The 18,814-nt window shown below is 57.0% G+C and carries 18 protein-coding genes; 4 read left to right on the top strand and 14 right to left on the bottom strand.

Annotated features, from left to right (window positions below):
- The 4 genes from AC5LBQ_RS07945 to rpsL form a co-directional block, all read right to left on the bottom strand.
- The coding region (locus AC5LBQ_RS07945; protein ID WP_493265140.1) for a GTP-binding protein at nucleotides 1-113 on the bottom strand (113 nt) is incomplete at its 3' end.
- 209 nt (nucleotides 114-322) lie between these two features.
- Entirely contained in the window at nucleotides 323-2,455 is a 2,133-nt protein-coding gene (gene fusA, locus AC5LBQ_RS07940; protein ID WP_295026539.1) for an elongation factor G, read from the bottom strand.
- A 99-nt stretch (nucleotides 2,456-2,554) separates the two neighbouring features.
- Complete coding sequence (gene rpsG / locus AC5LBQ_RS07935; RefSeq protein ID WP_282922113.1) at nucleotides 2,555-3,025, bottom strand: 30S ribosomal protein S7; 471 nt, start codon at nucleotides 3,023-3,025, stop codon at nucleotides 2,555-2,557.
- Between the two features lie 2 nt (nucleotides 3,026-3,027).
- Nucleotides 3,028-3,402, bottom strand: coding sequence for a 30S ribosomal protein S12 (rpsL, locus tag AC5LBQ_RS07930; protein WP_004008363.1), 375 nt, complete (start codon nucleotides 3,400-3,402; stop codon nucleotides 3,028-3,030).
- Nucleotides 3,403-3,692: 290 nt separating this feature from the next.
- Here rpsL and AC5LBQ_RS07925 point away from each other — a divergent pair, with 290 nt between their 5' ends.
- Nucleotides 3,693-4,640, top strand: coding sequence for a CPBP family intramembrane glutamic endopeptidase (locus tag AC5LBQ_RS07925; RefSeq protein WP_493265139.1), 948 nt, complete (start codon nucleotides 3,693-3,695; stop codon nucleotides 4,638-4,640).
- A 97-nt stretch (nucleotides 4,641-4,737) separates the two neighbouring features.
- The gene (locus AC5LBQ_RS07920) at nucleotides 4,738-5,706 is read left to right on the top strand and encodes a DUF808 domain-containing protein (RefSeq protein WP_307741835.1); all 969 of its coding nucleotides are present in this window, start codon (nucleotides 4,738-4,740) and stop codon (nucleotides 5,704-5,706) included.
- A 24-nt stretch (nucleotides 5,707-5,730) separates the two neighbouring features.
- On the opposite strand, the gene disA is transcribed toward AC5LBQ_RS07920, so the two are convergent.
- Nucleotides 5,731-6,804, bottom strand: a complete 1,074-nt coding sequence (disA, locus tag AC5LBQ_RS07915; protein ID WP_295026531.1) for a DNA integrity scanning diadenylate cyclase DisA — start codon at nucleotides 6,802-6,804, stop codon at nucleotides 5,731-5,733.
- Between the two features lie 4 nt (nucleotides 6,805-6,808).
- Nucleotides 6,809-7,621 carry a hypothetical protein gene (locus AC5LBQ_RS07910; protein WP_493265138.1) on the bottom strand — a complete coding sequence of 271 codons (813 nt, stop codon included), beginning with the start codon at nucleotides 7,619-7,621 and terminating at the stop codon, nucleotides 6,809-6,811.
- An 84-nt stretch (nucleotides 7,622-7,705) separates the two neighbouring features.
- Here AC5LBQ_RS07910 and AC5LBQ_RS07905 point away from each other — a divergent pair, with 84 nt between their 5' ends.
- The gene (locus tag AC5LBQ_RS07905; RefSeq protein WP_321075614.1) at nucleotides 7,706-8,215 is read left to right on the top strand and encodes a hypothetical protein; all 510 of its coding nucleotides are present in this window, start codon (nucleotides 7,706-7,708) and stop codon (nucleotides 8,213-8,215) included.
- A gap of 37 nt (nucleotides 8,216-8,252) precedes the next feature.
- Here the strand turns inward: AC5LBQ_RS07905 and AC5LBQ_RS07900 are convergent, their stop codons facing one another.
- The 5 genes from AC5LBQ_RS07900 to ftsH form a co-directional block, all read right to left on the bottom strand.
- A complete protein-coding gene (locus AC5LBQ_RS07900; RefSeq protein WP_493265137.1) occupies nucleotides 8,253-8,735 on the bottom strand; it encodes a DUF3180 domain-containing protein in 483 nt (160 codons plus the stop codon).
- Nucleotides 8,735-10,030: a 2-amino-4-hydroxy-6-hydroxymethyldihydropteridine diphosphokinase gene (folK, locus tag AC5LBQ_RS07895; protein WP_493265136.1), complete on the bottom strand. Its 1,296-nt coding sequence runs from the start codon at nucleotides 10,028-10,030 to the stop codon at nucleotides 8,735-8,737. Before folK ends, AC5LBQ_RS07900 begins: the two co-directional genes overlap by 1 nt.
- A 15-nt stretch (nucleotides 10,031-10,045) precedes the next feature.
- A complete protein-coding gene (gene folP / locus AC5LBQ_RS07890; protein WP_493265135.1) occupies nucleotides 10,046-10,936 on the bottom strand; it encodes a dihydropteroate synthase in 891 nt (296 codons plus the stop codon).
- Nucleotides 10,937-11,007: 71 nt separating this feature from the next.
- On the bottom strand, nucleotides 11,008-11,583 hold the full coding sequence (gene folE / locus AC5LBQ_RS07885) for a GTP cyclohydrolase I FolE (RefSeq protein WP_493265134.1): 576 nt from the start codon (nucleotides 11,581-11,583) through the stop codon (nucleotides 11,008-11,010).
- A complete protein-coding gene (gene ftsH / locus AC5LBQ_RS07880; protein ID WP_493265133.1) occupies nucleotides 11,580-13,862 on the bottom strand; it encodes an ATP-dependent zinc metalloprotease FtsH in 2,283 nt (760 codons plus the stop codon). Before ftsH ends, folE begins: the two co-directional genes overlap by 4 nt.
- Nucleotides 13,863-13,961: 99 nt before the next feature.
- On the opposite strand from ftsH, the gene AC5LBQ_RS07875 reads away from it, so the two are divergent.
- Complete coding sequence (locus AC5LBQ_RS07875) at nucleotides 13,962-15,176, top strand: glycosyltransferase (RefSeq protein ID WP_493265132.1); 1,215 nt, start codon at nucleotides 13,962-13,964, stop codon at nucleotides 15,174-15,176.
- An 8-nt stretch (nucleotides 15,177-15,184) separates the two neighbouring features.
- Here the strand turns inward: AC5LBQ_RS07875 and hpt are convergent, their stop codons facing one another.
- The 3 genes from hpt to AC5LBQ_RS07860 all read right to left on the bottom strand — a co-directional run bounded on the left by hpt (nucleotide 15,185) and on the right by AC5LBQ_RS07860 (nucleotide 18,465).
- On the bottom strand, nucleotides 15,185-15,739 hold the full coding sequence (gene hpt / locus AC5LBQ_RS07870; RefSeq protein WP_282922125.1) for a hypoxanthine phosphoribosyltransferase: 555 nt from the start codon (nucleotides 15,737-15,739) through the stop codon (nucleotides 15,185-15,187).
- Between the two features lie 104 nt (nucleotides 15,740-15,843).
- Nucleotides 15,844-17,091 carry a tRNA lysidine(34) synthetase TilS gene (gene tilS / locus AC5LBQ_RS07865; protein WP_493265131.1) on the bottom strand — a complete coding sequence of 416 codons (1,248 nt, stop codon included), beginning with the start codon at nucleotides 17,089-17,091 and terminating at the stop codon, nucleotides 15,844-15,846.
- Nucleotides 17,092-17,103: 12 nt separating this feature from the next.
- Nucleotides 17,104-18,465: a C40 family peptidase gene (locus AC5LBQ_RS07860; RefSeq protein ID WP_493265130.1), complete on the bottom strand. Its 1,362-nt coding sequence runs from the start codon at nucleotides 18,463-18,465 to the stop codon at nucleotides 17,104-17,106.
- Between the last annotated feature and the right edge of the window lie 349 nt (nucleotides 18,466-18,814).

Genomic DNA, 18,814 nt, shown 5'->3' with positions numbered 1-18,814 from the left:
TCAGCCAACACCTTGGTGATAGCTGCAGTCAAAGTAGTCTTGCCGTGGTCGACGTGACCAATGGTGCCGACGTTAACGTGCGGCTTGTCATGAGTATAAGTGCCTTGTGCCACTTCTTTCTTTCCTCCTGGACTTTAGGTAGTTTTGCTCCGTAATAAATAAGCAGATGTCAGATTACCACTATCTTACGGATTTTCCTACCTGGGTTTTTCTTGATTTTTCTTCTTGCGGATTTTTGCGGGTTTTTCCTGGAGTGTCCCCAGCGGCTTTCAGGACGCACCCGGCTACGCGCCAGGGACACTACCAAAAAGGAAAAGAACCCTTACGCACCGCGGTTGTTGGCGATGATTTCTTCGGAAATCGAACGCGGAACCTCGGCGTAGGAATCGAACTGCATGGTGAACACCGCGCGGCCCTGGGTCTTGGAACGCAGGTCGCCGATGTAGCCAAACATTTCTGACAACGGCACCTTGGCGCGAATAACCTTCACGCCCTGGCCGTCGTTCATGGAGGCGATGTTGCCGCGGCGGGAATTCAGGTCGCCGATGACGTCGCCCATGTATTCCTCGGGGGTGCGGACTTCCACATCCATGATGGGTTCCAAGATGACGGGGTTCGCCTTCTTGGCACCTTCCTTGAACACCATGTTGCCGGCAATCTTGAAAGCCATTTCCGATGAGTCGACTTCGTGGTAAGCGCCGTCCTCCAACGTCGCCTTCACGTCCACCATCGGGTAGCCGGCCAAAACGCCGGATTCCATAGCTTCCTGGATGCCCGCGTCAACGGAAGGAATGTATTCGCGCGGGACGCGTCCCCCGGTGACCTTGTCTTCGAAAGCGTAGGTCTTGCCTTCGCCCCGTTCTTCCTCACTCAACGGTTCGAACGTGACCAACACCTTCGCGAACTGGCCGGAACCACCGGTCTGCTTCTTGTGGGTGTATTCGACCTTCTCGACCTTCTTCTTGATGGTCTCGCGGTAAGCCACCATGGGCTTGCCGACGTTAGCTTCCACCTTGAACTCGCGCTTCATCCGGTCCACGATGATGTCCAAGTGCAACTCGCCCATACCGCCGATAACGGTCTGGCCGGTTTCCTCGTCCAAACGCACGGTAAAGGTCGGGTCTTCTTCGGCCAGCTTCTGGATGGCGATACCCATCTTTTCCTGGTCGGCCTTTGACTTCGGTTCCACCGCCACGTGAATCACGGGTTCGGGGAAGGTCATGGATTCCAGCACAATCGGCTTGTCAATGGCACACAACGTGTCACCGGTAGTGGTTTCCTTCAAGCCGATGAAGGCGTAGATGTGACCAGCGTGCGCAACTTCCACCGGGTTTTCGTGGTTGGAGTGCATCTGGAACAGCTTGCCCACGCGCTCTTTCTTTCCCTTAGTGGAGTTGTAAATCTGGGTGCCTTGTTCGGCCTTCCCGGAGTACACGCGCACGTAGGTCAGCTTGCCGTAGAACGGGTGCACGGCTACTTTGAAAGCCAAAGCGGCAAACGGCTCGTTCTCGTCAGGCTTGCGGGATTCGGTTTCGCCCTCTTCCTCGTGACCGGGACGGAAACCGCGAACCTCCTCCACGTCCAACGGGCAGGGCAGGTAGTCGATAACCCCGTCCAAGCAGGGCTGCACGCCTTTGTTCTTAAAGGCGGAGCCACCATAGACCGGGTAAATCTCGGAACGGACGGTACGCGCCCGGATTCCTTGCTTAATCTGGTCGACGCTCAGTTCACCGTTCTCAAGGTAGGCTTCCATCAGCTCATCGCTGGCCTCGGCAGCCTCTTCGGTAGCGGTCTCCAGGTACTTGGCGGCCTTGTCCTGGTATTCCGCGGGAATGTCTTTGTATTCGACAACGGCGCCCTTGGTATCGTTACCGTCGGCGTCTTTCTCAGGGAAGTACACGGCTTGCTGACGCAAAACGTCAACGACGCCGACAAAGTCGGATTCCGCACCCATCGGGAAAGTCATCACTACCGGACGAGCCCCCAAGCGGTCAATGATGGTCTGGACCGAAAAGTCGAAGTCCGCGCCCAGCTTGTCCATCTTGTTGATGAAGCAGATACGCGGCACGTTGTACTTGTCAGCCTGGCGCCACACGGTTTCGGACTGCGGTTCCACGCCTTCCTTACCGTCAAACACCGCTACCGCACCGTCAAGGACGCGCAGGGAACGTTCCACCTCAACGGTGAAGTCCACGTGTCCGGGAGTGTCGATGATGTTAATCTGATTGTTGTTCCAAAAACAGGTCGTGGCCGCGGAGGTAATGGTGATACCGCGTTCTTGTTCCTGTTCCATCCAGTCCATAGTCGAAGCGCCATCGTGCGTTTCACCGATTTTGTAGTTGATACCGGTGTAGAACAGGATGCGTTCCGTCGTGGTCGTCTTACCAGCATCGATGTGTGCCATGATGCCAATGTTGCGGACCTTTTTGAGGTCAGTTAGCACGTCAAGTGCCACGGGCGTGTCCCTTCGTTAGTGTTTGTTATTTCTTAATAATTCTATAAGTCACTCGGAGCGGGTTTACATCCGGAACTTACAGGAGCGACTGCCCGGCGACTACCAGCGGTAGTGGGCAAAGGCGCGGTTAGCTTCAGCCATCTTGTGAACGTCCTCACGGCGCTTCACCGCGGCACCCAAGCCGTTGGAAGCATCCAAGATTTCGTTCATGAGACGTTCGGTCATGGTCTTTTCACGACGCTGACGGGAAAAATCCACCAGCCAACGCAGCGCCAGAGTGGTCGCACGAGAGGCTTTGACTTCCACCGGAACCTGGTAAGTTGCCCCACCGACACGACGGGAACGAACCTCCAGATGCGGGCGAATGTTTTCCATGGCACGCTTGAGTACCACGATGGGGTCCTGCTCGGTCTTGTGAGCTACGCCTTCCAGCGCGCCATAGACGATGCTTTGAGCCACGGACTTTTTACCGTCCAACAGGACGCGATTAACGAGCTGGGTGACCAGCGGAGAGTTGTACACCGGGTCTGCAATGAGTGGGCGCTTAGGCGCCGGTCCTTTACGAGGCATTCTTACTTCTTCTCCTTCTTCGCACCGTACTTGGAACGACCCTGTTTACGGTCGCGCACACCTTGGGTGTCAAGAGCGCCGCGCACGATGTGGTAGCGCACACCCGGAAGGTCCTTCACACGGCCACCGCGCACCAGCACGATGGAGTGTTCCTGAAGGTTGTGGCCAACGCCGGGAATGTAGGCGCTGACTTCGATGCCGGAAGAGAGACGCACACGAGCGACTTTACGCAGAGCCGAGTTCGGCTTCTTCGGGGTGGTGGTGTACACACGAGTGCACACGCCACGACGCTGCGGAGAGCCTGCCAAGGCCGGGGTCTTGGACTTCGTGCGCTTGCTGGTACGTCCTTGGTGGACGAGTTGTTCAATGGTAGGCACAGTAACTCCGTTTCTTGAATTTGTCTGGAATCTAAGGCTTTGTAGCCGCCCCGCGGACATAGCTGTACCGTCCGGGGGCCGGTCCGCCTTCCTTTGGGTCCTTGGTTCAAGAACGGCATTTTAGGATGCGTCCGGAGCTCGAACGGAGCGAGCCCGCTGTTCGCGCGAGTTTCTTCGCACGACTCTGGGTGACTAAAAACAGACACCAAGGAGCAATCTTACCAAAACAGCGCAGCCGCGACAAAACCGGTCGTGAGGCGGACCAAATCTGGCTGCAGTAAAATGAAAATATGAACCAGATACTCCCGACCGAGCCTAACGAACACGCCGCGGACAGTCCCCTGGCAGCTGCAAGTACCGCCAAAGCACGCTTGGCCGGGGAAAAGGGCGTGTGGATGCAAGCGACTTTGCTGCCCCTGGCGCTGATTGGGGTCTACCTGGTGGTTACCGGTTTGGCATTGAATATCTACGATGCCGTGGCGGGCACCGGCAACTCTCCCCAGGGAATTTTTGACGCGCCTCTAGCGCTAGGGTTTTGCGGTCTGATTCTGTGCATCGCAGAGACTGCCGTGTACCGCTTCCTGGTGGGCTTGTTTGCGAAACGCCGAGTGTCGGAGCTCGCGATCAAACCAGCATTGCCTGAAACCCTGGCGGGAATCGCTGTGGGGGCGGTGCTGGTGAGCCTGCCGATGCTGATCTTGTGGGCCAGCGGGCACTGGCAGCTGGTAAAGGTCAGTATCGAACCCGGCGTGGGTCTGGGCATAGCTATGGGTCTCATGTCTTGCGTGTGGGAAGAACTGCTGTTCCGCGGGGTAATGGTGCGGCTCTTTGACCGAGCCTGGGGGCCGGTGTGGGCCATCACCATGTCCACCGTAGTGTTCGGAGGGCTACACCTGATGAATCCCGGCATGACTGGAATGGGCGTCGTCGCCCTGGCTCTCAGCGGTGGACCGCTGCTGGGAGCGGCCTACCTGTGGAAACACCGGCTGTGGTTTCCTATCGGGCTGCACTTTGGATGGAACGCGATGCAGGGCTCTTTTTGGGGGTCGATTGTGTCCGGTACCGGGGAACAACGCGGGCTCTTACAAGGGACTTTCGTCGGCCCCGAGTGGATTACCGGCGGCAGCGTCGGGGTGGAAGGTTCTTTCCTGACCGCCCTCGTTTGCTTGGTCGCCACGACACTAATCGTGCTACAAATGCGCCGCCACCCTGAAAGCCCGGATTTGCCACAGAAATGAGCTGGTGAACTGGAGTAACGCGGCGGGTAATGATTGCACCGGTCGCGAGTCTGGCGGGAATACGTTTAGACTGAAAACCGATTTGGGGAGGTAAATATTGTCAGCTGGGTTGTTGGCGCTACTGGATGACGTGGCGGCTCTGGCGAAAGCCGCAGCCACTTCGCTTGACGACGTGACGGGAGTGGCGGCCCGGGCCAGCGGCAAGGCCGTTGGGGTCGTGATTGACGATACTGCCGTCACTCCCCAGTACGTAGCGAGGATAGCCCCGAAACGAGAACTTCCGGTCATCGCCAAGATTGCCCGCGGCTCAATCATTAATAAAGCCGGAATCCTGGTTGTTGCGCTGCTGTTGAATTATTTTCTGCCCGCCGCCCTCACCCCCATCTTGATGGTGGGAGGGACATATTTATGTTTTGAAGGCGCCGAAAAAATTTTGGGCCAGATCTTCCACCACCAGACTGGCGCTGTCGACAACGCTCCAACCTCAACTAACGCCGCGGAGGAAGAAAAACGCATCGTCCGGGGAGCCACCCGCACGGACCTCATCTTGTCCACCGAAATTATGGTGGTGGCCCTAAATGAGGTCCGCACGCAGAGCCTGGCAACGCAAATCGGAGCCCTGATTGTGGTAGCTATCCTGATTACAGCGCTGGTCTATGGAGTGGTTGCGCTACTGGTAAAAATGGATGACGTGGGCTTGGCGCTGAGCCGCACCCATCACAAAGTCTCCCAGGTCATTGGGCTGATGCTGATTCGCCTGATGCCCGCTGTCCTCAAGATTCTTTCCACAGTCGGGGTTGCGGCGATGCTGTGGGTGGGAGGACACCTGTTCTTTAGCGGACTAGCTGAACTGGGGATGCCTCTCATATTTGGATTCATGCAGGCTTGTGGTCACGCGGTAGCGAGTACTCTGCCGGTAGCTGGCGCGGCCGGTGCTTGGCTCACAGAAACCTTATTAGCTATGTTGCTTGGCTTGGGTCTCGGCACCATGGTGACGGTAACGGTTTGGGGTATTAGCGCCCTCGTGAAGCGAATTCGTCGGAAAAATAGGCCGGAAGAACTCTAGCGAGACACCGTCACCGAGGCGGGTTTAGGAGTGCGAGGTAATTCGTTCCAAAGCCGAGTTTTCCACGACCTGTTCCAGACTGTCGTGAATAATTTGGGCGCGTCCCGGTCCTACTCCATCGATTTCCATCAGTTCTTCGGTGGAAACCTCCAGCAATTCAGACAAGGTCCCCCACCGGCGCGTAATCGCCTCGACGATATGGGCGGGAAGACGCGGAATCCGCGCCAACATCCGCAAACCGCGGGCGCTCAAAGGAATCTCGAGGATTTCCGAACCCATCCCGTTCACCCCTATAATGCGGGCCACCAGGCTCAAATCCAACAGTTCCGCATCGTCCAGTTCACCCAGTCGATTCACGATTTTTTCCTCTGAATATTCATCGGGGATATAGTCACGAATTAACAGGGAACGGTTCACCGCAAAGCCGCGCATCAGCTCGGATTGCTGCATTTTCAGCAGACGCCCGTGTTCACCCAGCTGAATGAGCATATCGGAAACTTCATGTCCGACCCGGCGCACCATTTCTTGACGTTGCACCACCAGCGCCACGTCACGAGCAGTAACCATGTCATCGATTTCCATGGCGGTCAACAAGTCAGAGACTTCATTCAAACGAATCCGATATTTTTCCAAGGTGTCAATCGCCAGAGACGCACGAGTCAGCAGGGTTTCCGGGTCCTCCAAGACGTAGCGTTTATTGCCCAGATACAGCGAAATGGCCCGGAGGGAATGTGATACGGCAATGACCGGGTTGCCGCTTTGCACCGCGACACGGTGGGCGGTGCGGTGTCTCATCCCGGATTCAGTCGTGGGTATGGAAGGATCTGGAAGCAGCTGGACGTTAGCGCGGCGAATCCGCCATTTATTTGGGTCGATGATGACTGCGCCATCCATTTTGCACAGTTCCCGCAGCCGCGTAGCCGAAAAATCAATATCGAACTCAAAGCCGTCCGAACAAATCCTTCTGATGTGGTCCTCGTAGCCCAAAACCACTAGGGCGCCGGCATGAGCCCGGATGACCCGATCGAGTCCGTCGCGCAGCTCGGTGCCCGGAGCCAACATGGTAATCACTTCCCGGAATCTCTGCGCGTCGTTCATGGTTTTATCCTACTGTTTTCGCGGGGTTTTCGTTACTGGTTTCCGGCGGATTTTCCGGCGCCGGGGTGGGATCGGGGGGCGGATCCTGCAGAGCAAAGACGGTTTCTGGCCCGGTAACGGCTCCATTCCACACCGCGTTGAGGCGATAAGTACCGGCAGTTGCGACGTTACTGGCTGGCGAACAATCCGCGTTATGTACCAGACCGTCCCAGTTCAGAGTTTGTTTCCAAGTCATGCCACGGTCCAGCAACAGTTGCTGGGTCGGGGCATCCGTGGGTTGGCAGCTAGTCGAGTGGAAAATGATTTGGTTGCCCGAAATGATTTGCATCCCTACCTTCGCGGGGTCAATCATCACGGTGCAGGCGGTTTTACCGGTGTTGTGCACAGTCATTTCGGCCTGATCCCCAGCCCCGACATTAATCACAGCGCTGGGATGAGTTAGTGCAATTTCCAGGGAGTTGTCCGGGCAGGGCTTCGGTGGGGGAAAAGTGCGTTCTTCCATCCGCATTTGATAAGCCTTAGCCTCGGCCGCCTGGGCGGTTTGCCACCGGGTAAATGCGGCCGCGACCTCACGAATCGCTAACACCATTCCCACGATTGCCAGAATTACAATCGCCAGAGCAATCAGACGGTTGCGCCGAATTTGGGCCTCAGTGTACTTTGGTGGACGCGGCTTTCCATGGTTTTTCGGCGTTTTTCCGGTGGTCCTGGATGGTGATTTACGCGCTGTGGTGGTTCCGGATTTCCTACCGTTTGGGGACACCGTAGAGCGCGACTGTTTCGCCGCGCGTTGTTTGTCTGTGCCAGTGTCCACCATGCTCCTAAGTTACGGCTTAGAAACGCAAAACCCGAAAGTCCACGCCGTTAGTTGTTAGAATTTTGTCAAAACGAAGGAGTTTTCATGAGCGCGTCCACAAGGCACGAGTCCTCCGGCCGGGGTTCACATGGCCAGATTGTTACCCCCCATCAACTCGCTATCACCGGCATCGGTTCCCTGCTGACCTTTGCCTGGTACGCCTCCCCGGATTTATTTACGGAAAAGAAACCGAGAGCCTTGGTGCGCCTGGGTATTATCCCCGCTTTGACGGCTTTGACCGCTTTGGTGGCACGGGATACTGTAACCGCAGTACGTGATGACATTGCCTCGGAAAGTCCCGACCAAGAGGCGTGGGAAATGACCAGCGACAACGTGAAGTTTGATCCGAAAAACCTGGATTGGCGCGTGCTGATACTTCTGGGAGCTTTCGGAACAGTATTACTGGGTTGCAGTATTTGGCTTGAGTTCTGGCTGTTCCGCCGTGGCGAGCGTCGCCGTAAGTCCGGGGTGAAACTGGCTCATACCCGTCAAGCTATCCCGATTTCCCTGCTGTTCGCTGCGGGTTACTTGGTTGACGATGCGCAAACAAACTGATGCCAGCGCCGGTTTGAGAGGCTTTTGCCCCACGCATCTAAGCTGCTTCCGGGGTCGCTCCGGGCGAGGATTGAGAATTCGGATCCTCCGGGTCAATGGTGCAGACTTTTTCGATGACCAGCCCGGTTACCACCATCAATACCGCGCCGATAACCGCCACAATCTTTTTCCATAATGTCTCTGCCAGAGCATCGTTTCCCAGGTTTGCCAGGATAAAGATGGTCTGCGCCCCAAAATAGCCCAAGAAAATAGCACCGGTGTGCGACAGGGCGAGAGACAGCTCCGCCACCCGAGCGGCCCCCACCGCGCTCATCCAGGTCGCCTGACGCTTCTTGAGTCTCTGCACGTGCGCCGCCAACCAGGCACTCAAGAGGGAAATAATCAGGGCGACCAAACCAAACTCCGCACCGTCACGCGGCAACGAGGCGCCTTGGTTGTACATAAAATTCAACAACGAGGCGCTTAGGGCTCCCACCACCACGGTCAAGAGCACCAGAACGATGGGTTTCGTGTGGCTCATCAGTGCCGCCGCTTCCTGACACGCTGCCACTGTGGTGCCGGCAGCTCGGACTGAGCGGAGGAAGGAGAATCCCCGGCGGATGGGCTGTAATCTTGACGAATAATGTCGATTTCGGTGTCATTGTCGACCACGCGCAGCCGCGCCTCCGCTTGGGGCAGGGCAGCTTGCCAAGACGGCAGACCGAAAGCATCGTGGTCCCCGACCTGTGTCTCAGCCAGCGGGGAATCGTCGGGGGCGGCCGGGGAAGCGGGTGCAGAAGGGGGGTTCGGTGCGGTCTGTTCCGGTTCCGGGTCGGTCGCCAGCCAGTCCGTCCACAGATTCACGATTCCGTTGACGTCTTGTGCCCAAGCCGCGAGCTTGGAGACGGAGCGACCCTCCAGAGTCGCGTGAGGGTCGAGCTGAGACCAGGGCACCAGGACAAACGCTCGAGTAGCGGCTCGCGGGTGGGGCAAGACCAGGCGAGAGTCCTCTGAAGATACCCCTTTAACGTCAATCACGTCAACGTCCAAAGTACGCGCAGCCCAATGATAGGGACGTTCCCGCCCGTGAGTATCTTCCAGATGATGCGCCAAATCTAACAACTCGGCAGCGGACAGACGCGACCACACTCGCACGACCGCGTTGTAATAATCAGGTTGCGGGGCGGCGCCGGGCTGCAGCACTGGACGGGTCCGAGCCAAGGGCGAGACTTCCACCCGTTCAAACTCCGGAGCAGACTGCAGGGCGGCCACTACCTCTCGCAAGGTTCCCAGCGGATTGCCCAGATTTGCCCCCAAAGCCAAAACTGCGGGGCGGGCTTGCTCGGGACGCAGGGTCAGATTGGCTGGAAAATCAGCTAGGTGCGCTGCAAAATCCGCCCGCGTGCGCAAAATGCTTATCGCCACATCTTCGAATTGCACGTCCATGCAGGCATGAGGCTTATGCAAGGTGACTTGGACCGCTGCAATGCGCGAATCCTCCAGCACGGACAGGGCGATGTGCGTAGCCAGACGTTCAATCAGGGAGGCGCTTTTCCCTTCAATGACCGCGACAATTTTTTCAGCCACGACCGAGTAATCAACGGTGTGGGCCACATCGTCCGAACTGGCAGCCCGCCGCGAATCGAACCATAGGGTGAGGTCGACCGAAAAATCCTGGGGGGCGTGATGCTCAGATTCCAAAACTCCGTGAATGCCCCGCGCGAAAATCCCGCGCAGCGTGATGGAATCCAGCCCATCCAAACGGTCAACCACGTCAACAGAGCGCCTGGAGATTCCCCCTAGAGAATTCGACATGGATGCATCATGTAAAGTCATCTTCAAAACCGCCTCTCAACAGGGATGATGGTGGGCATCAAGGAAGGCTGCCGCCTGGACGGCCACCGCTACCGGGGCTACGTTGTGTACGCGCACCGCCCAAACCTTGTGAAGCGCGCAAAACATGGAAACTGCCGCGGTGGCATCGTCGCGAGGATGACGGTCACTCGCCACCGTTTCCAAATCTGCTAGATATCGCTTTCGTGACGGGCCGACCAACACCGGGTAGCCACGGTGCAAAAACACGTCAAGGTTAGCCAACACGTCCCAATCCTGCTCACCGACCTTGGAAAAACCCAGTCCAGGATCGATAATGACCCGGCTCATATCAATGCCGCTGTGGCGCATCAGCTCCAGGCGACGCTCCAACTCATTCCAGGTTTCCACCGCAACATTGTCATAAACCGCCAACTGGTTAGCTACCTCCGGGCTACCCCGCCAATGCTGGCAAATATAGCTCAGCTGCGGGTAGCGAAGCTGTAGCCCGGCGATAGTGGCAAACATGGAGTCGTCCACGATACCGCCTGAAACATCGTTTATAATGCTGGCTCCTGCCGCCGCGGCCGCCTGAGCGGTTTTCGCGTGCAGGGTATCCACTGAGACAGTCACCCCGGCCGCAACCAACTGCTCAATAACCGGTAGGATACGGGCAATTTCTTCCTCGACTGCTACGGGCTTGCGACCCGGCGCGGTCGATTCACCCCCCACGTCAATGAGGTCAGCTCCCTGTGCCACCATTTCCAAACCGTGAGTCACCGCCTGACTCGGATCAAGCCATTTTCCACCATCCGAAAAGGAATTCGGGGTCACGTTCAAAATCCCCATCACCAAGGTGCGCTCCGGTTGCAGATAGTCCGGCAGCGCTGATGTCGAGGGCTCAGGCTGTGTCTGGGCTGCAATAGTCATCCCCGATTCCTCTTTCCTGTTTCGTTTCTGAACCGGCTCGGGCAGAATCCAAACCGATTATTGGCAGCGTCTTAATCCGCGGACAAAATGAGACTCATGGCCTCAGAACGCGTCGTGCTGGATTGTTCCATCACCCCGCGCACTGCAGAAGTCGTGGTCCGCGCCCCCGGCTTCTTTACCCCGCGCACCGTCATACACATATGCTCAGCCTGCAACACCACGATGACCCCTTGCGGTTGGAGCACCTCCCACATCGCATCAGCGATTTGCTGGGTCAGGCGTTCTTGCACCTGCAAACGGTGGGCGTAACCGTCTACCAGCCGCGCCAGCTTGGACAGTCCCGTAACCCGTTTCCCCTGCGGGATATATCCCACGTGCGCCAGACCAACAAACGGCAGCAGGTGGTGTTCACACATGGAGTTGAACGGAATGTCTTTGACCAATACAAGGTCGTTGTGTTCCACCGGGAACATTCGCTCCAGATGCTTTCGTGGATCCTCCTGGTAGCCTTGCAGCAACTCCCCAAAAGAGCGAGCCATCCGGTCCGGGGTTTCGCGCAAGCCCTCACGGTCGGGGTCCTCCCCCACGGCCACCAACAGATCCCGGATTGCCCGGGTCAACCCTTCAGGGTCATAGGTCGCGTTCATTTGTTTTCTTTCTCACTAGGTGCTGGCGGTAAAGGTTCCGCGGTCGGGTTTTCACTTGGAGGCAACGGGTCCGTGTCGTCGAGAATGCGCACCTCGTGTTCTTTCCTGGCCGGAGGAATCGGCAGACTCAAATCAGCCGGAGCTGCGATGTTAGGTTGTGAAGCTGCCGGGCTTTCCTCAGTTTTCACTTCCCCCTGCCCAAACGGCACGGTCCCTCCAATCCCAGAATCTGCCAACGGGCGGTCGGCGCCGTCCAGAGCAAAACTTTCTCCTGGTTTCGCGCTAGCTTTGGCGTTACGAATCCTCACGGCTTCAGGAATCTCGATGGGTCCGCGGTCATCAGAGGTCAAGCCCTCGTACGACTGCCAGACGGCACGGCGCGGCGCTTTCTTAACATCCTTAAAGACGACATCCAAGGCTTTCTCGTCCAGAGTTTCTTCCTCCAGTAAGCGGCGTGCCAGCGTGTCCAAAATGTCACGATTCTCAGTAATGATGGACCAGGCTTCTCGCGTGGCGGCTTCCATTAGAGCTTGCACTTCCGCATCGATAACATGGGCAGTGGAATCGGAATACTCCTGCGCTTTGCCGTAATCCATACCCACGAAAGGTTCATCGTGGGAGCTGCCGTAACGAACCGCCCCCAGCCCGGCCGACAAGCCCCAGCGGGTCACCATCTTGCGGGCGATAGCGGTGGCATTTTCAATGTCGTTAGACGCCCCGGTGGAGGGGTCCTGGAACACGATTTCCTCTACGACTCGACCTCCCATGGCGTAAACTAGCTGGTCCAACAACTGATTACGGGTTTCGGAGTAGCGATCCTCGGTAGGCATGACCATGGTGTAGCCCAAGGCGTGTCCACGGGGCAGAATCGTCACTTTCGTCACGGGGTCGGAATAGTTAGATGCCGCAGCGCACAAGGCGTGGCCACCCTCGTGATAGGCGGTGACCAGTTTGTCGTGGTCGTTCATAATCCGGGAATGCTTTTGGGGTCCGGCAATAACCCGGTCTACCGCTTCATCGAGATCCTGAGCGGTGATGATTTCCCGGCTGTGTCGTGCCGCCAGCAAGGCCGCTTCGTTCAAAACATTGGCCAAGTCCGCGCCGGTGAATCCCGGGGAGCGTTTGGCCAGTGATTTCATATCTGCCTCAGGAGCCAGGGGCTTATTCTTCGAGTGAACCGCCAGAATCGCTTCGCGTCCCTTTAGATCCGGCGCTTCAACTGCTACTTGACGGTCAAAACGACCGGGGCGCAGCAAAGCTGGATCGAGTACGTCGGCACGGTTTGTGGCGGCAATCATGATGACGTTGGTGCGTTCGTCGAATCCGTCCATCTCTACCAGCAGCTGGTTCAAGGTTTGTTCACGTTCATCGTGCCCCCCGCCCAGGCCGGTGCCGCGGTGGCGGCCTACCGCGTCAATCTCGTCAACAAAAATGATGGCCGGAGCTGCCGCCCGCGCCTGCTCAAACAAATCCCGCACCCGGGAGGCGCCCATACCCACAAACATCTCGACGAACTCGGAACCGCTCATAGAAAAGAACGGTACCCCGGCTTCTCCGGCGACAGCGCGAGCCAAAAGGGTCTTACCCGTGCCGGGAGGGCCGTAGAGCAGAACTCCCTTGGGGATTTTCGCCCCGAGCTTGTGGAACTTTTCAGGTTCCGCTAGGAACTCTTTGATTTCCTCCAATTCCTCCACAGCTTCATTGACTCCCGCAACGTCAGCGAAAGTCACTTTCGTTTCGTCCTCTTTGTTGAACATCCGTGGCTTGGCTCGACCCATTCCGAGGGGACCCATTCCCCCGCTCATGCGCGAAACAAACCAGAAAAACACCACAAAGAGGATAATCATCGGCACCATCAAAGTGAGCATGGACTCCCACCAGGAGGAGACCGGATAGATAGAATCAAAACCCTTCTTTGGTTTCGCGTCGGCTACCGCATTCGCAACCGTCTCCGCTTGGGGACGAACATAAGAAAATGAGACCTTTTTCCCCGCGTCAGCATTCGGTTTCATCCCGAAGGGACCGTCTTTCGGCAGGTACGCCCGCGGACGTTGGTAGGACTTGGTCAACTCCATACTGACGGTCTGGGTGCCATCATTGATAACAACTTTTTCAACGGTGTTGCCCCGCAGCAGCGTCAAACCTTCGTCAGTAGTAATGCGAGTGGGACCGCCTTGGGCAGAAAAAACCATGAAAGCCACAATGATGGCGATGACTATAAAAGCCGCTATGCCGCCAGAGATTTGTTTTTTCTTTTGAGTTTTATTCGTCTTGTCCATGTTCACTTTTCCGTTATCCGGTACAACACCTTAAGCCTACCAAACAGCTATAAAATGGGTGCATTCCCGCAGTTTTACGCTAACCACAAAGAGGGCATCATGAAGATTGTTATCGCGGCTGATTCATATCCCCCAGATGTGAGTGGGAATGCGATTTTTTCCCAGAACCTGGCTCGCGGACTGCGAGCTCGGGGCCACAGCGTTCATGTCATCGCTCCTTCCCCGGTTTCCCGGCCGTACATCGCCAACGTGGCGGGTATTACCGAACACCGGATGCGTTCTCACGAGTTCGCCTATCTCCGCGGTTTCTCTATGAGCATGCCTTGGGAAATCAGTCGCACCGTGCGCCGAATCCTGCAGGGCTTGAACCCTGACGTGGTACATGTGCAATCTCACCTCAGTGTGGGACGGGTCGCGTGCAAATACGCCAACGAATTGGGACTACCGTTAATCGTCACGAACCACTTCACTCCGGAAAACCTCCTTAACCGCATCTCTTGCTGCGTCCCAAAGTTCATCAGCAAGCTGCTGGCGGATATGGCCTGGAGGGACCTGGGAAACGTGTTTCAGCGAGCCGATCGCTTGGTCGCTCCCAGCCCTACCGCTATCGCAGTCATGAAAGAACACGCGCATCTCGGCGGTGGCGTCTCCATCAGCAACGGGGTGAATCTGCCGATTTACCAAGCTGCCGCTCAAAAGGCTGAAAAACACTCAATTCCCCACCTTCTGTACGTGGGACGCCTAGAAAAACAGAAACACGTAGACGACATCATCACCGCCCTGGCCCTGCTGCAGCCCTCTGCCAAACTACACTTTGACATTGTGGGAACCGGCACTAAGAAAGAGGATTTGCGCCGGAAAGCGGCGGAACTGCGGGTCATAGACCGGGTGACTTTCCATGATTACCTGGACGACGACGCCCTCATCGAGAGGTATGCGCGCAGCGATATTTTTGTCAATGCCTCCACCGGGGAGTTGCAGTCTTTGGCGACTTTAGAGGCGTTGAGTTCGGGCATTCCGGTAGTCCTGGCGAATGCAGTGGGTTTGCCGCACTTGGTGCGTCCCGGAGTCAATGGCTACCTATTCCAGCCCGGAGATGTTGAGGCCCTCTCTGATTACCTGGAGGACCTGGCTATAAACGAGCAAAAACGCAAGTTTATGGGCAAGATGAGCTTAGAGATAGCCCAACCCCATGACTTTGAAAATACTCTGGACAGCTACGAAGCCCTGTACCGCTGCGCTCAGGAAGAAAACGCGACAGCGCGCCAGCATCTGGACGCTATCGATCCCGACTACGTGTTCCCCCAAGAATAGCCGTGAGGCTAATTTTCGTAAACGTGGGGTGCTAACAGCCCGATAAACGGCAGATTGCGATAGCGTTCGGCATAATCCAAACCGTATCCAACCACGAATTCGTTGGGAATATCGAAGCCTACGTAGCGCGGATTCACCACCGCTTTGGCGGCATCGGGTTTACGCAGCAAAGTCGCAATGTTCAGGGAGGCACACCCCCTGGTACGCAGATTTGCCTCCAGCCAAGACAGGGTCAAACCGGAATCGATAATGTCCTCTACGATTAAGACGTGACGGTCTTTGATGTCGGTGTCAAGGTCCTTCAAGATCCGCACCACCCCGGAAGATTTTGTCCCCGAACCGTAGGAGGACACCGCCATCCAATCCATCTGAATGGGCGAGTGCAGCTTCCTAGCCAAGTCAGCCATCACCATGACCGCCCCGCGCAGCACCCCCACCAGCAGGATTTCGTGGCCCGCGTAGTCTTTGTCAATGACGGCCGCCATCTGGGCGAGCCTTGATTGAATCTGTTCCTCGGTCAATAAGACCCGTTCCATGTCTGCGCCCATGTCTGCAGCGTCCATCACATGCCTCCCTCAAGTTGCAGGTACATTCTAAAAGTTTTACTGCTGGCCCATGTCTATTTTAGACTTTCCCTCCGCATTGCCTAAATGCGTCAGAATTTGGCTCAATCCGAAAGATTTTCGCGCTCGGAAACATCGCGGTGGCGAGCAAATTCCAAGAAGCCTTCCCGGCGGGTCACGGTAATCCCGGGCAGAGCCAGCGAGCCTTGGCCATGCCAATCATGAATCAGGTCCACTACGCCACGCAGGTGGGCTTCAGTAAGGGAATCCACCCTCGCCCCTGCTAACAGGCTCGCTCGGCGTACCACCCGGCGCAAGACCGGGGCGGAATAGCGGATTAGGTCGCGATATTTGTAGCCTTCAATGACCGTGAGGTCTAGTTTCACACTGTCCCCCGGTTCCCCATCGCCGGGCTCGTCGCTCAGCACTTCCCAAAAGACCTCTCCCGCGAGCATTTCCAGTATGGTGTCGTCCGCGGCGGCCTGACCGGCCAGACGCGCCAGAGCGGGAGCGGGGTCTTGGCCGAGCGCGGCCGCGAGCGCGGGCATAACCTGTTCGCGGATGGCAGCACGAGGTAACGGCTGACCAGCGGCAGTTTTCACGGGGCCTTCCATTCGGTTGCTCGGATCGTTGACGGCTACGAGCCCAGCCTGCTCACAAGCTGCTTGCGTGCAGGACCGCCGAATTCCCAGCAACGGACGCGCTAGGCGCAAATCCACCGCGGCATCAGCACCGGAATCTTTCTCTCTCCAGGCAAAACGTAAGGGTAGGCCGGTTTGGCAATCCAGGGACTCAAACTCTCTCATAGCCGAAATCGAACGTAGCGAGGAGCCGCGCGCCAAACGTAACAAGACGGTTTCTGCCTGATCATCAAGCGTATGCCCGGTGAGGATAACCGCGTGGTCCTTCCCCTGGGCTTTGGCCTGAGAAACAGCTGCCTGGGCCAACAATCCCCAGCGCAGGAGGCGAGCCTCTCCCTCTGGTCCGTTTGCGCCTCCACGCCTCTCCCCTCGCAACACTGTCGCCGCAGTAAACCCCAGTTCGTGGGCGCACCGGAGGGCGGCCTGGGATTCTGCCGCAGACTCGGGCCGCCAGCCGTGGTCTACCGTAAGGCAACTGATAGCCCACGGGCGAGGATGACGCAGGGCGACACGAATTAGCGCCGCCGCTAAGCTCAGCGAATCAGGGCCGCCCGAAAGCGCCAGACACAACAGAGTGCTGTCGGGGGAATCTATTGATTGCAGCACGCGGCGCACCGCAAGCTGGATTTCACCTAGGGCACCCCCAGCATCACGCTCCCAAAGGCGCACTTCTGAGCCCTTGGGGCTAACAAAAGGGGGCAGAGAACTCATGGACGCATTCTATTAGAGGCGCGCCACAAAAGGCATAATCCTATTCTGGTTATAGAAGTTGAAAGTACCCACCGTACCACCGGGCTTAGGCGCCATCAGGATGGTGTCGCCACCGGAGTAAATGGCCACGTGGTAGACCCCGTTACCAGTCCCGTTATTCGACCAAAACACCAAATCTCCCGGCTGTTTTTCGCTGAAGGGAACATTGGCGTAGGCGTTGTATTGGGCGGCCGCAGACCGCTGCACCCCTTTGCCGAGTTCTTTCATCCCCGCATAAACCAATCCGGAGCAGTCGTAGCCATCCGGCCCCGTTCCTCCCCAAATGTAAGGAAGGCCCGTTTTCGTTTTGGCCCACTCCAGTAAGCTCGGCCCGAATCCCCCGCTCGCGGCGTTGCTGGGAGGCAAAGCGGGCTGAGAAGTCGGTGCTGGTGCCGTTGTCGGCTGGGAGGGTACAACGCTCGGCTGTGAGGTCACTTGCGGCGATTGTCCCGAAGCTGCGCGCTGGCGAGCCTGACGCTCTGCCTGCTCTCTCGCGGCCTGCTCGCGGGCTTTTTGCTCCGCTGCCTGCTGGGCCGCCCGGGCTGCGGCCTGCTGAGCGGCCAGAGCTTCTTGTTCTTCACGTTGGCGCTGTGCCGCGGCCGCTAGTGCTGCTTGACGTTCCTGCTCGACTTTTTCCTGACGGGCTTTCTCTTCCGCAATTGTCACTTCGCGTTCCCGCGCCAGCTCAACAATGATTTTTTCCCGCTGAGATTCGAGTTTCTTTAGCTCATCCAAGGCTTCTTGAGCCTGAGCACGAGCGGTTTTTTCCGTAGTAGCCAGGCTGGCTGCGGCATCTTTCTTAGCTTTGGCAGCGCGATTGGCTTTGTCGCTCAAAACTTCGGCAACATTTTGCAACGCCATCAATCCCTGAGTTTGGCTGTCTGCCTGATTACCCAAAGCATCGGTGGCGGCTTCTTTCAAAGCGGCATCGCGGAAGGCGTCGGATTCGGTAATAGCCGCCAAGTCAGATAATCCGCTGCTGTTTTGGCGATACATCGCGACAGCTAGTCGACCCAATTTGGCTTTGGCTGCATCGGCTTCTCGCTTCGCTGCTTGGGCTTTCTTCGCGCTTTCACTGGCTTCGGTGGTGGCCGCATTCAGGGCATCGGTAGCCTCGGCAAAATCCTCAGCTGTTTGGGCATAGTGTAACTGGGCTTCATCGACTTTCACCCGGTTGCGGGCAATGGCACTTTCCAGTTGGGCGATGCGGTCTGGTTTAGCACTCGGGGCACCCACGGCCAGGGGAATTGTTCCCATCCCCAGCGTCATTGCTGCAGCCACGCTCATCGCCGCCAAGCGACGCTTCCATCGTCCAAACTGGTCTGTGTTACGCAAAGCCTGCCTCCCTTAACAGCTTCTATAACTCTAACCACATCCATCGGCAGTCTACAACAGATTTAACGATTTTAAACAAAAACCACTGTTTTCACAATGGGCCTCAACTTTCACTTTCGTAACACTGATAACATTTGTCCTGACAATTGCCAGATTTTTTGCCACACTCCACCACAAAAAAAGGTTCCCCTCCCACACAAACGCGAGAGGGGAACCTTTTGAACAGTAGAAAACCTATTCCGCGGGAGTCGTCTTGGCGACAGCCATCAGGAACTCGGCATTGTTCTGGGTATCTTTCAGCTTCTGGAGTACCACGCCTGCGGCCTGTTCCAGTTCCAGAGACGCCAGC

The organism is Mobiluncus sp. (assembly GCF_985070215.1).
This window is presented reverse-complemented; position numbering and strand designations above follow the sequence as displayed.